Below are 16,815 nucleotides of genomic sequence, written 5' to 3' on the forward strand. Positions count from 1 at the left end.
TTCTTGAAGCAGATAGGCTTGAGTTGTATAACAAAATAAGTGAAAAGATGACTGGCCTTGAGGGATGAAACCTTCAAGGTTTTCTTTTTATCCAGACTAGTTTCGAGTAAAGCAGGTGGGGAACGACCCAATGGCTTGTGCTTGTCGGACTCACGCTGATGGCTTTCGCCCAATTAAGGTTTGCATTCAATGAATACAATATAAAACTTAAAATAATAAACATTCCAGACGTAGCAGCTTGGTTGCTGCTACCTGGAATGTTTATTTATCAAAATTATAAGGTTGAAATTGCTCGTGAAAGTACTTTGTATTTCTCATAGCGATCCTGATAGATGGACGTATTAGATTCACTTGGGTAAAATATCCGCAGCGGTTTGACAAGTATGTTTACGGCTTCCTCATAAGTTTGGTAAACCCCGGAAGCTTTTCCAGCGAGAATGATGTTACCCATCGTTCCAGCTTCACTAACGTTTAATCTCTCTACAGGACAATTCATAATGTCAGCTTTAATCTGTAGCCACAGGTCGGATTTAGCCCCACCGCCTACCGCGCGCAGCGACTCAATAGGAATGCCCGCTTCCGCAAGGCATTCGAGGTTGTAGCGCATTTCATACGTAACACCTTCCATTAAGGCTCGGTACAGATGGGTCGAATCTGTATCAAATGATAATCCATAAATCGTACCCTTGGCTTCGGGATTCATGTATGGCGTACCTGATCCGGCAAAATGAGGAATCACGAGCAAATCGGTAGGTGATGCTGCAGATGTTGAATTCAAATAGTCGTAAACGTTAATGCCTAATTTGCGGGCTTCTGCTTCGGCGATTTGACCGAACTTGTCTCGGTACCACCGAATAAGGGAACCGCCAGTAAAATTGAAGGCATATGTCAAATATAAACCTTCAATGACATGCGGTGCGCAATTGAATTGATACTGGAGCATCTTCGTATTCAGAATTGGTGAAGAATAGGCAGGCGTAATACATTCCACGGTTCCGATACCGTCCACCGCATGATTGTTATGTAAAATACCTGCACCGAGAGCTGCACAGGCTTGATCATGGCCGCCGGCTACAACTAACGTTTCTGAACGGAAGCCTAGCGATTGTCTTATTTCATTGCGAATGGGGCCAATGATTTGACCAGACTGAATGAGGTCAGGAAATTTGTGTACTTCAATTCCGGCGGCATTAAACATATCAGAGTCCCATTCTTTTTTGGACACATTAAAGGCCATTGTGCGAGAGGCCAAGGTGTAGTCTGTAACCGAAATGCCCGTGAGTACAAAAGCGATGAAATCGCCAAACGGCATGAACTTCCATACTTTTTGGTAAATCTCAGGCTGGTATTGTTTGATCCACATGACCTTCGGAAGGGAGAACATCGGATGCAGAGGGACTCCGGTAAGCTCCATCGTCCGTTCCTTACCGATTTTTTGTTCAATGATTGCAGCTTGCTCTATACCTCTTGAATCCGTATACAAAATGGCATTGCTTAATACATTTCCATCATGGTCGACGGGAACAACCGTCTCACCCAAGGAAGAAATGCTGAGGGCGTGAACATTGACGCCGGGAACAGCTAAGAGCACATCCGCGATAACCCGTCTGACGGATTCCCAGACTCGTTCTGGATTTAGCTCAAAAGCTCCTGGTTTAGGTTGTTCCAAAGGGTATTCCATATACGCGGCTGATAGAAGAGTTCCGCCCTCATCAAAGAGCGAAGCCTTACATCCAGTCGTTCCGATGTCGAGTCCCATTAGTGACAATTTATAATCCCTCCAATAATTAGTGTATGTTCATTATAAACAATTTTTGTTTGTTTGTATAATAGAAATTTTGAAAATAATCTTTTAAACAAAATAGCTGAAAACTTTGATATATAGCGATATTAATGGGATTCTGCTATTCGAAATGCTATATTCGAAAAAAACGAATTATAATTTTTAAATTTCATGGTTGCTTATTACATAGGGATTAACTATAATATGTTTGAAACGAACATTAAGGAATATAGACTGATAGAAAGGTGGAAGGTAATTTGTCTAAAGTCTCCATGGGTGAAATGCTGCGGGATGCTTCTCGTAGGGGCTATGCGGTCCCATGCTTTAACGCAATAAATTTAGATATGGTTCGCGGAATCATTGAGGCCGCTGAGGATGAACAGTCGCCAGTCATCCTATGCCATGCTGAAATTCATTTTAAGTATACACCGCTCGAGCAGATTGCACCCATTATGGTAGAAGCGATGAACCGTGCCAAGGTACCGGTCAGCATCCTTCTCGATCACGGAAAGAGCTTCTCCGCGGTAACGAATGCGATGCATTTAGGCTTTAACGCAATCATGTTTGATGGTTCGGAGTATGAGTATGAAGAAAATGTTCGCAGAACCGCAGAGGTCGTGAAGATTGCTAAAACGCTTGGCGTTTCGGTGGAAGGAGAGCTTGGCTACGTAACTCGGCCAAAAAGCGGCGGCGCGGAAGGTGAAGATGATGATTCCATCATTGACGATACTTCGCTTTATACCGATCCCGAGCAAGCAAGGGAGTTTGTTGAGCGAACCGGTATTGATGCGCTTGCCGCTGCATTCGGTACTGTGCACGGCGTTTATTTGAAAAAACCAGTTTTGGATTTAATGCGCTTGGAGCGAATTCGAAATACGGCCGGTGTTCCGATTGTGATGCACGGTGGGTCTGGATTGTCGGAGGAAGACTTCCATAAGTCGATCGATCACGGTGCGTCTAAAATTAATTATTACACAGGGATGGCGCTTAAGGTTGTTGACCGGGCTAAAGAACGGTTTATCCAGTCCGAAGAGAAGACTTTCTATCACGAATTCATGATGAATGTCATTCAGGACTTTAAAGAAGATGCGCAGCATATTATGCGCACGTTTCGCAGCAGCAACAAAGCGTAATCACCAATAAAACAAGTATATGGGGTGTGTCAAATATGTCCGTTACCGCTCGTTTAAATCGTTTATTTAGTGAACAAGGCAAGTGCTTTGATGTCGCGATCGATCATGGCTTTTTCAATGAATATTCATTCTTGGCTGGCATTGAGAATATGAAAGCAGCAATCGAGACCATTGTACGTGCCAATCCCGATGCGATACAGCTTAGCGTTGGTCAAGCAGAGCATCTTCAAGCTATTCCAGGCAAAGAAAAGCCTTCACTCGTGCTGCGTACAGATGTTGCTAACGTATACGGCACGAAGCTTCCTTCACACTTATTCAGTGAACTCATTCATAATCCGGTTGAACAAGCAGTTCGCCTGGATGCAGCATGTGTCGTTGTAAATCTGCTGCTTCTGCCGGGACAACCGGAGCTTCATCGTCAATGCGTGCAAAATATATCAAAGCTGAAAACGGAATGTGAGCGTTATGGCATGCCACTTATGGTTGAACCGCTCGTTATGCTTCCGAATGAGCAAAAAGGCGGCTATATGGTCGACGGTGACATTACGAAGATCGTTCCGCTTGTTCGTCAAGGTACGGAGCTTGGCGCGGATATTATCAAAGCCGATCCATGCGATAACGTAGAGGATTATCATAAGGTTGTAGAAGCGGCATCAGGCAAGCCGGTATTGCCGCGTGGCGGCGGACGGGCTTCTGACGAAGAAATATTGTCGAGAACTTACGCACTTATGCAGCAGGGAGCTTCAGGAATTGTATATGGACGCAATGTCATCCAACATAATAATCCAGAGGCGATGACTCGCGCATTTATGGCTGTAGTTCACCAAGGCGCGACGCCTGAGCAAGCATTAGCTATTTTGAAAGGAGCGTAATCGGCATGGCGAAAAAAGTCATTCGCTTCGGCGTTATCGGCTGTGGATTAATGGGAAAAGAATTTGCAAGCGCCTCAGCGCGTTGGTGCCACTTGAGCAATGTGGATTATATTCCTGAGATTACACATGTATGCGATGCGCATTTGCCTGCGACAGAATGGTTCGAGAATAACGTGCCTAGCGTGAAGAAAACCACTTCCGATTACCGCGAGCTCATTGCGGATCCGGAAGTGGATGCTGTCTACTGCGCAGTGCCGCATAACCTGCATGAGCAATTATATATAGATATCATTAAAGCTGGAAAACATTTGCTTGGTGAGAAGCCATTTGGCATCGATGCAGAAGCCAATCAGTCAATTATGAAAGCAATCGTGGAGAATCCGGACGTGATCGTTCGCTGCTCCTCTGAATTTCCATTCTTCCCGGGAGCCCAACGGATTGTCGAATGGGTTAATCAAGAAAAATTCGGACAAATTATCGAGGTTGAAGCCGGCTTCTGGCATAGCAGTGACCTCGATCCGAACAAAACGATCAATTGGAAGCGTCGTATCGGAACTAATGGTGAATACGGCTGCATGGGTGATTTGGGCATGCACGTCGCACATCTGCCGTTCCGCTTCGGTTGGAAGCCAGCTAACGTAAGGTCACTGCTTAGTAAAATCGTGCAGGAACGTCCGGATGGTAAAGGCGGCATGGCCGCTTGTGAAACATGGGATAATGCGATATTGGCATGTGAGGTCAAAACAGATAAGTATAATTTCCCGATGGTGCTTTCCATGAAACGGATTGCTCCAGGTCATGCCAATACTTGGTTTATCCGCATTAACGGCACAAAAGGCTCTGCAGAGTTCACGACCAAGAACCCGAAGCAAGTCGCATTCCTTCCATACGAGCCAGGGGGCGAGCAGGCATGGCATATTTCAGATGTTCCATATAAATCAAGCTATGGAACGATTACTGGAGGTATTTTCGAATTCGGCTTCTCGGACTCGATTTTACAGATGTGGGCAGCTTTCTGCGATGAGATCGCAAATGGAAAAGACAACCAATCCTCCTTCCAATGTGCGAAACCGGAAGAAGCGGCCATGAGCCATCAACTATTCACAGCGGCTTTGGAGTCAGAGAAAACGGATAATACGGTTTTGCTGAACTGGGAATAGGACTGCTTAAGGGGGAGGAAAACGTGGAGCTTTACGGAAGGAAATGGAAACGTCGCGAGCTGGAAGCGAGAGTTGGCCGCATTGAGCAAATTGGCGGTGTTGAACGTTATACAAGAAGTGAAGGGCCTGAAGCGGGAGTAGACACGTTCCGAGTGCGAACCGGAGGGGGGTTATGTTACTGGGTAACGCCAAGCAAGGGAATGGACATTTCACTTGCTGAAATGCATGGCATACCAGTTAGTTGGTCCTCGAGCAATGGAGAGCCTCACCCTTCTTATTACGATCAGCGAGAAGCGGAATGGCTGCGAACAGCATCCGGTGGATTGCTTATGACCTGCGGATTATCACAGGTTGGATCGCCAGGTAAAGACAGCGACGGTGTTTACGGTCTTCATGGCCGAATTCATCATACGCCAGCACGTCAAATTTCATCTTGGTCAGAATGGGCGGGTGATGATTATGTGCTGCGAGTCCGTGGAGTCATAGAGGAGACCTCGATTTTTGGAGAGCATCTACGCCTGACTAGAACAATAACTAGCCATTTAGGTGAAAATCGCATAACGATCCTAGATTCCGTTCAGAACGTTGGATTCCGTCCTGCGCCTCATATGATGCTATATCATTTCAACTTCGGATTCCCGCTGCTTGCCGAGGACACGACAGTGGAACTTCCGAAAGGAAGAACGTCAACTCGCGACAGCGATATGGATATGAGAAGGATGGGATTATGGCAATCGCCTGATCCTACCTTTAGAGAACAAGTGTATTATCATAAACCTGATCAAAGCAAGGATGCGGTCTTTGCACGTATTCATAGTCCCTCATTCCCGATTCGTCCTGCAAACAATAATTCACATGGCTTATCGGTAGAATTGGAATGGGATCCTGTCACGCTTCCGAAATTCGTTCAGTGGCGAATGCCAGGATCAGGTGAGCATGTACTCGGACTGGAGCCTTCTAATTGCTGGACGAGAGGAAGGATGGACGAAAGGGAGAGAGGATCGCTCCGTATATTAGAGCCGAGTGAAACCGTCGATTATCGATTGGAATTGCGATTTATTTAAACACATTCTAAGGAGGATAAAGGTATGCTGCAGACTAAGCCTTATGTATTTTGGTTCGTAACCGGAAGTCAGGGACTGTATGGTGAAGATGTTTTGTCAAAAGTGGAGGACAACGCGAAGGAAATGGTCGCTGGGCTGGATCAAGACGATGCTCTTTCTTATAAAATCATATTTAAAGCAGTCGTAACAACGCCGGAAGCTATCCGTCGTGTCTGTCTGGAAGCGAATTCAGACGATCATTGTGCGGGAATCATTACTTGGATGCATACGTTCTCGCCAGCAAAAATGTGGATCTCAGGCCTTACCCAACTGCGTAAGCCGTTGCTTCACTTTCATACGCAGTTTAATGTAGATATTCCATGGGACAGCATTGACATGGATTTCATGAATTTGAATCAAGCGGCACATGGCGACCGAGAATTCGGATTTATTGGAGCCCGTCTTGGCATAGCCCGTAAAATCATTGCAGGTCACTGGAAAGACGTGCAAGTACGCAGCAGAATCGGTTCTTGGATGAGAACGGCTGCCGGCTTTACGGAAAGCCAAACGATGAAGATCGCTCGTTTCGGTGATAACATGCGTTATGTCGCCGTCACGGAAGGCGATAAAGTAGAAGGACAAATAAGGTTCGGTTGGTCGGTGAACGGTTATCCTGCAGGTGATCTGGCTGAACGTGTGCAGGATGTCACGGATGGACAAGTCAAGGAATTGATGGATGAGTACTCAGAGCTTTATGACTTCACAGAGAACGGCCAACGTGAAGGCACCGAGCGTGATGCGATTCGGGAACAAGCACGTATCGAGATAGCATTAAAAGCGTTTCTTCAAGAAAGCGGTTACAGTGCATTTGTAACAAGCTTTCAGGATTTACACGGCTTGAAACAGCTGCCTGGGCTAGCTGCGCAGCGACTTATGGCTGCCGGATACGGCTTCGGAGCAGAGGGTGATTGGAAAACGGCCGCTCTTGTTCGCATTATGAAAATAATGGCTGAAAACAAAGGCACGTCCTTTATGGAAGATTATACATATCACATGCAGGAAGGCAATCAGCTTGTGCTCGGCGCTCATATGCTAGAGATATGTCCGACAGTTTCCGTCAGCAAGCCAAAGATTGAGGTTCATCCGTTGTTCGTCGGTGGTAAAGCCGATCCGGCTCGTCTCACTTTTAATGGGAATAGTGGTAAAGCAATCAATGCTACCGTAGTTGATCTTGGAGACAGATTTCGTCTGATAGTGAACGAAGTAACTGCTGTGAAGAATGAGAAGGAAATGCCGAACCTGCCGGTAGCGCGTGTTCTGTGGAAACCTGAGCCGTCGTTATCAGATGCTGCGGAAGCGTGGATTTTGGCTGGCGGCGCGCACCACTTTGGTTTCTCTTTTCATGTTACAAGCGAGCAGATGGCTGACTGGGCTAAGATGGCCGGTATCGAATGCATCATTATCAATCAGACCTCTACGATGACGAGCTTGGAGAACGAGATTCGTTGGAATGATCTATATTACCGTTTGAACCATAAATACTAGATGTTTTTATGACGAGAAACCAACGCTCCTGTCTGTTGTGCGCTATAAAGAGCCGTTTGTGTTTCTCGTCCATTTTCATTCCGGGGGGACTTGCGATGTTGAGTATTGAAGTTAAAAGTGAGTTAAAAATGATTGTAGGCGATTCCTATTTTAAAGACGATCCCCAGTCGCTGATTACCCATTCCTATGACGGTACGCCGATGCAGCAAGCACTGCCTGATGGCGTCATTTATCCGGAAACGACCGATCAGATTTCAGCAATTATGAAGGTTCTCCATCGTCATCGTATTCCCTTGATCACCCGCGGCTCGGGAACCAACTTATGCGGAGGAACTGTTCCTGTTACTGGTGGCGTTGTAATGGTTATGCACAGAATGAATCGGATATTGGAGATTGATCTTGAAAATTTGACGGCGGTTGTACAACCCGGCGTGAACACGAAGCAGTTTATCACTGAGGTTGAAAATCTAGGGCTTTTTTACCCGCCTGATCCGAGCAGTATGTCCATTTCCACAATCGGTGGAAATATTGCAGAATGCTCTGGCGGTCTCCGTGGTCTCAAATACGGAACGACCAAAGATTATGTTATCGGACTCGAAGCAGTTTTAGCCAATGGTGATATATTGCGAACGGGCGGAAAGCTGATGAAGGATGTGGCTGGTTACGATCTTACGAAGCTTCTTGTCGGCTCAGAGGGAACGCTTGCCGTTATTACGGAGGCTACACTTAAGCTTATTCCGCCTCCAAAAACAAAAAAAACGATGCTGGCGATGTACAGAGATATCAATGGAGCTGCGAGAACGGTATCCAAAATCATTGAAAACCGGATAATTCCTGCGACGCTGGAGTTTATGGACAGTCCAACCATTCAGGTAGTCGATGATTATGCGAAGCTCGGATTGCCAAGGGATATGGAAGCGATTTTGCTTATCGAGCAGGATGGCGAAGCTGAGACAGTTGAGCGAGACATAGCTATGATTGAAGAAATATGCCGAAGTGAGCAGGCTGATCGTATTGATGTTGCAGAAACCGCAGAGGAAGCACTGAAATTAATGACAGCGCGCCGCAGTGCGTTCACGGCGTTAGCGAGACTGAGGCCTACGACGATACTTGAGGATGCAACTGTCCCACGTTCAAAGATTGCTGACATGGTTTTGGAAATAAACCGTATTGCCAAGAAACATAATGTTCAGATTTGCACCTTCGGGCACGCAGGCGATGGTAATCTACATCCTACGGCAACTACGGATGCTCGAGATCATGAAGAGGTGCATCGCGTGGAGGCCGCGTTCGAGGAAATCTTCGAAGCAGCGATCCGTTTGGGAGGTACTATTACGGGGGAGCATGGAGTTGGTATCGTGAAGGCTCCATTCTTAGAATGGAAAGTAGGTACGGCGGGTATTGAAGTGATGAAAGCGATCAAGTCGGCGTTTGATCCACTGAACATTCTTAATCCAGGAAAAATGTTCGCGAAGGAAACAAGGAAAAGGGTGGTAATCGGACATGCATGAGAAAAGCATAGACAAGCCGAGAAGTCCGATGGCTTCTAAGCTCGCAGCCAAACTGGATTATGAGCAGCTAACTAATTGCATGCGCTGCGGATTTTGTCTCCCTGCTTGTCCGACCTTCAGGGAAACCGGTATTGAGGCAGAGTCACCAAGAGGACGAATCGCCTTAATGAAAGCGGTTGTTGACGGCATAATGGAGCCTGACCAGCAATTTGAGGAGCAAATGGATCATTGTCTTGGCTGCCGAGCGTGCGAACCTGCTTGTCCCGCCGACGTGAAATACGGGCAGCTTATCGAACAAACGCGGGATGCAATTGAAGAACATACCGATCGGCATCGTTGGTGGGTAAAAGGGATTCGCCGCACCGTATTAAAAGAGATGTTCCCTCATCAAAAACGGATGCGACTGCTGGGTGGCGCTCTTAAGGCCTACCAGAAAACAGGGCTTCGCAAAGTCGCTCACGCCAGCGGGATGATGAAGCTGTTTCCATCGCATTTGCGGGAGATGGAGAACATATTACCTGACACATCATATAAAGGAGTGGCCGAGAAAATCGGGGTCAGGCACTTGGCTAAAGGGGAAAGAATCGCTACCGTTGCATTATTTCGAGGCTGCCTCATGGATATGATGTTTACGCAAACCAACATCCATACCGTTAAATTGTTAACGGAATCGGGATTTGACGTGCTCATACCCGTGACTCAAAATTGCTGCGGCGCCTTGCACGCCCACAGTGGGGAGTCCGAAGAAGCCAAATCTCTGGCGCGGGTGAATATCAGAGCCTTTAAGGATGCGAACGTCGATTTTATCGTAACCAATGCGGGAGGCTGCGGAGCAATACTGGTCGAATACGATCATTTACTCCATGATGATCCGAATTGGAAAGCAGATGCCAAATGGTTTGCCGAGCGGGTTATTGACATTTCCGATCTTCTGGTTCGGATAGGCCGCAAGCTGCAGTTCTCAGAACGAGGTAAAAGTAAAGCGGAGAAAGCACTCCGTATAACATATCAAGATTCTTGTCATCTCCGTAATGTCATGCGTGCATCGGATGCACCAAGAAAGCTTATGGGAGAGATTGATGGCGTAAATTATGTTGAAATGAAAGAAGCGGATCGCTGCTGCGGCTCTGCAGGTATTTATAATGTGACTCAACCGGAAATGGCGGGACAAATACTGGAGCATAAGATGGTGCACGCAAATAATACACAGGCGGAATACATTGTGACCAGCAATCCTGGCTGCTTGCTGCAAATGAAGCATGGGATTGAGAAGCACGGCTCTCCTGAACGAGTGAAAGCTGTCCATATCGTGGATTTTCTATTTGATCGATTGAACATCGATTAGTAATGAAGTAGTTTCAAGTAGTAAAATGTTTAAAATAGACGAAAACATTATGAAATGAAACATATTTTGTTGATTTCCAAGAATTCATTCCATACAATAAAGGTACAACCTTTCGGAAATGTAATCGTTTATTGCTTTTGCTTAAAAACCATCTGCTGGAGATATGAGGGAGTGCCATGAAGGACGACTTGAATGACAGACAAAAACAAATAATTCAACAGTTACAGACCAAAGGTGAGGTCAAAATATCGGAATTGAAGGAACACTTCGACGTAACGGATATGACTGTGCGAAGAGATTTGGAGAAAATGGAACGCAGCGGCCTGCTTAAAAGAACGTTCGGTGGCGCCATTCTTGCATCAAAAGATGTTGCCCTGGGAGAGCGTTCTATTGTACGAGGAGTAGAGAAAGAACGAATCGGGCGTCTTGCAGCCAGCTTAGTGCAGCCTGGTGAATCGATATTTATTGATGGAGGTTCTACGACGCTTCAGATTGCACGGCATCTTCCGGAAGATGCCAATATTACCGTTGTTACGAATGCTATTAACGTAGCTGCCGAGTTGTCAGAAAAAAGGATTCCGACCATAGTTCTTGGTGGCATATTAATGGATACGACCAAGTCAATGGTTGGGCCTGTCACTCTGGAGACGATTTCTCGTATGGCATTTGACAAGGTGTTCTTAGGAGCAACGGGACTTCATCCTCAGCACGGATTCAGCAACTCCAATATGCATGAAGCAGAAATCAAGCGTGTTGCCATTCAAAAAGCAAAAGAGTCGTATATTGTAATTGATCACTCTAAGTTCGGTACGAGCATGCTGGTTTCTTTCGCGGATTTGAAAGTTGTCACAGCAATAATTACGGACGAAAGACCGAATCAAGAAATGGTTTCCATTTGTCAAACCGCCGAGACAACCATCTTCTTAGCATAGATATCATTAATTGAATTTGTCTCTACGCTTATGTTTTATGTATCACTTAATTGTTATTGAAATGAAATCGATAAGGATGAATGAACCAATCGTTGTGACATCACAATGGTTGGTTCATTTTTATTGCCGAATATTATGCAGAATCTACGTTGTCTACCAACCAAACTAGTTATGCTTGATCAGATTCATCAAATATTGAAGCCAAAATACCACCAAAACACATAGCAGTTTCAAAGATAAGTACATGTTAATAGAGATGGACGAAGTGATAGGATAATGATGTTAAGAAGGGATCCTATCACGGGGGGTATTTAATTGAAAACAATGATTTGGAATCGAGTTTTCCTAGTTGTGATGATTGTGATGTTGTTGACGATGAGTTGGCCGACGGGAGCGAATATTTCATATGCTCAAGCAGGCGAAAGCTCGATTTTCTTTGACAATTTTGAAGATGAAGAAGCTGCAGCCTGGACCCACGAAAGTGGAACCTGGGCTACCGTTAATAGTACGGGAGTAACTTTATTTTCTGATGAATTCGAGAATGGAAGTTCTGCAGGGTGGACTAATAATGGGGGCGAGTGGTCTAGCGTACAAGGCGAAACGTCCAAAGTCTATCAACAGAGTTCCAGCAACGGGGGAGCAGAGCTAATTGCAGGGAGCAATGCTTGGACAGATTACTCCTTTGAAGCGGATGTGAAGCTGATCAGCGGCGATGGAGCGATGCTGGATTTTCGGCATCAGGATAACCAGAATTTTTACTATTTGTATATGAGTGAATCGTACATCAGGCTGATGAAACAAAACGGCAGCGCTCAAGATTGGTTAAAGGCATATGATGGTCCTTCACTTGATGTCTCGAGGTTTGTGCATCTGAAAATCGATGTGATAGGGAATCAAATCCGTGTATATAAAGACGGTGATTTGGTCATAGAGACTACGGACGATAACGGTTATATTCCATCCGGTAAGGTAGCGCTTGCCACATGGGCCTCATCGGCGCAATTCGATCATGTTGCCGTAACAGATCTGTCTGCTAATCAAGTTTATTCGCAAACGGAGAGTAGCGGCGGTATTTCCTATACAGGCAATAGCACTTGGGCTGATTATTCCGTACAAGCTCAAGTTATGCCGACAGCCATAAGCGAGGATGGAACGGTAGGCTTAAGCCTGAGATATAAGGATAGTCATAACAGATACGATCTACAGTATATCGAAGCTGGGAAAATCCAGATTGTCAAAGTTTTGGACGGAGAAGTGACAACGCTTTCAGAAGCGGCTTTCAGCATGGAAAAGGGCAAGTCCTATACGTTCAAAGGTGTAGCAGGGGGGAAATACATCGATTTTTATATTAACGGCGTTAAACTATTGTCTACAGTAGACACATCTTTTGCAACCGGAAAGATTGCTTTGACGATGTCGAGGGCAACAGCGGACTTTGATAATATCGAGGTGCAAAAGGTATTAGCACCTGTTAATTCGGATGGTCATACAGCTTATTATGTTAGTTCCAGTACTGGCGATGATGCGAACGATGGTTTAAGCGCTGAACGCGCATGGAAAACTCTGAATAAAATTAATATTTCGACTTTCAGTGCAGGGGATTCCATCCTCTTGAAATCGGGCGACGCATGGAATGAACCGCTTGTTTTGAAGGGGGCCGGCTCGAAGGAGCATCCGATTACAGTTTCTTCATACGGCTCAGGCGCTAAGCCTGTCATTTCGTGGAATGCTCCATATGGTGGAAGTGTAGTCACTGGACATAATTTAAGCCACTGGACGATTAAGGGATTAGCCGTTAACATCCTAACCTCTTCAACGTTATCATGGAGCAATATTACAGCAGGAATTAACGTTATATATGATAATGCCGAGCGGTACGAAAATCTTCGAATTGAAGAGAATGATGTGTACAGCGCTAATTACAACAGTAATAGCAATGGAATTATGATTACGGCGTTGATTCCGGGAACAGACATCAAAGAGGTTGCGACGGATGTGTCGATCATTAACAATGAGGTCCATAATGTGGGGTGGTATGGAATAACCACTGCTGGATGGGATACCGCGAAAAACGAGGATTTGCGCTCCCAGATGCTTTTTGGAAGATTTAAAATCAGCGGAAACTACGTGCATCATACTGCCAGCCAAGGAATCGTTCTGCAAGATGCTCATCATTCCGTTATAGAAAGAAATGTTGTTCATGATGGAGGTCTCGGTGTGGACACTTGGGGACCAGGCGGCTTGTGGATCATCGCCTCCCGGGATTCTGTCATTAAATTCAACGAGGTTTATAACATGAAGGACGCCGGATCGGGTTATGATGGATCAGGGGTTAACGTGGATTGGTACTGTGACAATATTACCGTTCAGTATAATTACGCGCACGATAACAAAGGCAACGGCATAACGACAATGAGTAACTACGGAACAAAAATATGGAATAACAAAGTCAGAGGCAATCAAGGGCAGCAGTCGAACGGAAAGGGTCAAATCGCGCTCGGGAATTTCACGGGCAGGCCCGATCTCTCATCAGGAGAGCATGATCTGGATGTCGCCAATAATATGATCATCGTAGACTTAGAGAATTCAGCCGCGATCAACAGCGCTTCTAATCCCCATGGAACGTGGACGGGAAATAAGATTCATGATAATCACATTGCGGTTGCCAGAGGAATAACGAACTTTACTATTTTCGATATCGCTTCAAACACGAACTTCGATGTTATTGATCATAATAATGTTGCTAACGAAGCGCTAGCCTTTAGCTCGATTTATCATGGAGCTACCTATACGAGTCTTGGATCATGGCAACAGGGTACAGGGTTTGACGGCAAGACAAGAGTGCTGCCGCTTGATGAATCGATTCCTTCGACGATAAATCAAGTTACCGCAACGCTTAACGATTATCCTGAGTTATCCTGGTCGGAGGCAGAAGATCAAGGGAACGGGATCCTGCACTATAACATCTATCGAAGCGAAGACGCGGCTTTTTCGCCAGCTTATTCCAATATGGTGGGAGAATCCGCTACGACAAATTTTATTGATAGGGAAGAAGCACAGCCAAACACGACGTATTATTACAAGGTAGAAGCGGAAGATCGGAGCGGAAATGTAGGGGCTGCTTCAGAGGCTGTCCATCTAACAACCGGACCGACTGTCCCGGAAACCGAGCAACCGAAGATTGTTGATTTCGCAACTTTTCGCGATGGTTATCAATTAAATGTGGCCGATTTACAGACTATGCCTTATATCGCGGGAATACAACCCATTCAAAAGGTTGAGCTGTACGTGGATGATAGATTGATTCAGGAAATGACGGTATCGCCTTATGCATATACCGTAAAGGGCTTAAGCAATGGAGAGCATACTCTGCAATACAAGGCTTACGATATGACCGGGAGTGTTACCGAGTCGAGACGGATTAAAGTAAACAAACAAGTTACCGCCCTGCGCAGCTTATTCACACAATCTAGGCCGACAATTGACGGCTCAATCCAAGAATGGGGGACGCCCGAGTTTGTCATGGATCAGAGAGCCCAGGTGAAAAGTATTGAAAGCACTTTCTCTGATCAATGGACTCCGCAAAGGTTAAATGCACTAGGGCATACCCGGTGGGATAATGACAATTTGTATATCGCAATTAAGGTTATGGAAGACGTACATCGTTTGCCTATCTCGAATGCGGCCGATTTGTGGAAAGGCTCCAGCATTCAGATCGCCATAGATCCCGATAGAGGAACTATTCCGGGAAGCAAAGGATACACTGAATTCGCATTTGGGTTAACAGATGAAGGCCAGGCTGTCGGGTATCGTTACAATGCTATTGCCGGCAAAGCTGCAGGCGAGTTTACCGCAGGCGAAATGGAGATCATCAGAGACGAAGCGACGAAGTCTACTAGTTACGAATTGAGTATTCCTTGGGGCGAAATCATCCCGGGAGGAATTTCAGTTAAAGACGGTTCCGCCTTAGGGATCTCTGTACTTGCCAATTATAGCGACGGAAGCTTCGTCAACCCGGGTAATGGAGATTCCCGAAATGGATGGATTGAATACAACAGTGGGATCGGTGCTGGAAAAGCCCCAATTCAATATGGATATTTGATTCTTAACAAACAGATATTTGAAACTCCAACGATTAACGCGAAAGCCGGAAATGGAGAGGCGCAATTAAGTTGGAGTGCGGTAGCCGGAGCAACAGGTTATAACATTAAGTACGGTACAGCCAGCGGAGTGCATTCTAGCAAGATTGATGCGGGAAGCGTCACCCATCTTACTGTATCTGGGCTGACAAAGGATACGACCTATTATTTTGTAGCGGAGGCCTATGATGCATATGGCGAAAGCGGTCTTTCTAACGAAGTATCAATCGTCACTTTAGGCGAGAGTGGTATCGGAAGTTCTGGAAGCCAAGTCGGCAACGTTCACTCTAAGGTAGAGATTAAGGACGGGGCGGCGCAAGTGAAGCTGGATGAAGGTCAATCGAAAGCTGTCGTCCTCTTATCGGAAGTCGGGAATTATCCGCTTCAAGTGCATCTTGGCAAAGTAGCGATTACCATCAGTCAAGAGACGCTGGATGATCTCAGAAAACAATCAGGCAATATCACCGGTACTTTGATTGAAGTGACCATGAGCCCTATTAACGATTCTGCTATATTAAACGTGCCGATCAGCGGCAGCAAAGCGACGATGAAAATCGCAGGTGAAGTTTATGATTTCGAAGTCAAGCTCAAGACTGCCGATAATCGTGAAATCCCAACCGATATAGTCTCAGGCGGCATTACGCTATCTCTGCCTTATGATCCCGGTCAAGTCGATGAGAAGCTTCTCGGTATTTACTATTACGATAAGGCGAAGATGCAATGGGAATATGTCGGCGGTGAAATCGATGAGGTCATGAATCAAGTTAAGGTAACGCTGCAGCATCTTAGCGTGTATTCGGTTATGGAGTATAACAAGACTTTCAGCGACGTGAAGGAAGGTCACTGGGCGAAGCGGGTGCTTCAAATATTGGCAGCAAAGCATATTGTCAATGGTGTGGATGAGTGGAGATTTAACCCTGAAGGAAAAACGACCAGAGCAGAATTCGTAACTTTACTGGCGAATGCTTTAAACCTGGAGGCCGATGGTGTGAGCAATTCGTTCATCGACGTCAAAGAGGAAGCATGGTATGCGGATAGTGTAGCGGCAGCAATTAAAGCTGGAATCACTTCAGGCATAAGCGCAAATCAGTTTGCCCCAGACCAATTCATCAGCCGAGCGGAAATGGTCACGATGATCGTGCGTTCGGCCGGCATTCAACCAAAGCCTGTGGCGACAGTCGGCTATACCGATGCGCATGATATTCCGAGATGGGCTCTACCCTACATTGCCGCTGCCGAAGAAGCGAATTTGGTGCGTGGAAGAGGAAGCAACTTGTTTGCGCCTCAGAGCAATGCGACGCGGGCGGAAGCTGCCCAACTCGTTTACAATCTATTGAATAAATAAAGGGAGC

General features: G+C 45.9%; 10 protein-coding genes. 9 read left to right on the forward strand and 1 reads right to left on the reverse strand.

Annotated features, from left to right (window positions below; genetic code table 11):
* Nucleotides 1-274 precede the first annotated feature (274 nt).
* A complete protein-coding gene (locus tag MHH56_RS10470) occupies nt 275-1,759 on the reverse strand; it encodes an FGGY-family carbohydrate kinase (protein ID WP_339209551.1) in 1,485 nt (494 codons plus the stop codon).
* A gap of 281 nt (nt 1,760-2,040) precedes the next feature.
* Here MHH56_RS10470 and MHH56_RS10475 point away from each other — a divergent pair, with 281 nt between their 5' ends.
* From MHH56_RS10475 to MHH56_RS10515, 9 genes are all read left to right on the forward strand, one after another.
* Nucleotides 2,041-2,916, forward strand: a complete 876-nt coding sequence (locus tag MHH56_RS10475) for a class II fructose-bisphosphate aldolase (protein ID WP_339208099.1) — start codon at nt 2,041-2,043, stop codon at nt 2,914-2,916.
* A 35-nt stretch (nt 2,917-2,951) separates the two neighbouring features.
* Nucleotides 2,952-3,788, forward strand: a complete 837-nt coding sequence (locus MHH56_RS10480) for an aldolase (protein WP_339208100.1) — start codon at nt 2,952-2,954, stop codon at nt 3,786-3,788.
* Nucleotides 3,789-3,793: 5 nt separating this feature from the next.
* Nucleotides 3,794-4,948 carry a Gfo/Idh/MocA family oxidoreductase gene (locus tag MHH56_RS10485; protein WP_339208101.1) on the forward strand — a complete coding sequence of 385 codons (1,155 nt, stop codon included), beginning with the start codon at nt 3,794-3,796 and terminating at the stop codon, nt 4,946-4,948.
* 23 nt (nt 4,949-4,971) lie between these two features.
* Entirely contained in the window at nt 4,972-6,012 is a 1,041-nt protein-coding gene (locus tag MHH56_RS10490; RefSeq protein ID WP_339208102.1) for an aldose 1-epimerase family protein, read from the forward strand.
* A 24-nt stretch (nt 6,013-6,036) separates the two neighbouring features.
* The gene (gene araA / locus MHH56_RS10495; protein WP_339208103.1) at nt 6,037-7,536 is read left to right on the forward strand and encodes an L-arabinose isomerase; all 1,500 of its coding nucleotides are present in this window, start codon (nt 6,037-6,039) and stop codon (nt 7,534-7,536) included.
* A 95-nt stretch (nt 7,537-7,631) separates the two neighbouring features.
* Nucleotides 7,632-9,047, forward strand: a complete 1,416-nt coding sequence (gene glcD, locus MHH56_RS10500; protein ID WP_339208105.1) for a glycolate oxidase subunit GlcD — start codon at nt 7,632-7,634, stop codon at nt 9,045-9,047.
* Complete coding sequence (locus MHH56_RS10505; RefSeq protein ID WP_339208107.1) at nt 9,040-10,392, forward strand: (Fe-S)-binding protein; 1,353 nt, start codon at nt 9,040-9,042, stop codon at nt 10,390-10,392. The genes glcD and MHH56_RS10505 overlap by 8 nt, the downstream gene beginning before the upstream one ends.
* A 176-nt stretch (nt 10,393-10,568) precedes the next feature.
* Nucleotides 10,569-11,324 (forward strand): DeoR/GlpR family DNA-binding transcription regulator, encoded by a 756-nt coding sequence (locus tag MHH56_RS10510; RefSeq protein WP_339208108.1) that lies wholly within the window; start codon nt 10,569-10,571, stop codon nt 11,322-11,324.
* A gap of 324 nt (nt 11,325-11,648) precedes the next feature.
* Nucleotides 11,649-16,808, forward strand: a complete 5,160-nt coding sequence (locus MHH56_RS10515) for an S-layer homology domain-containing protein (protein ID WP_339209552.1) — start codon at nt 11,649-11,651, stop codon at nt 16,806-16,808.
* Nucleotides 16,809-16,815: the final 7 nt, after the last annotated feature.

The organism is Paenibacillus sp. FSL K6-3182 (assembly GCF_037976325.1).
Lineage (GTDB): Bacteria > Bacillota > Bacilli > Paenibacillales > Paenibacillaceae > Pristimantibacillus.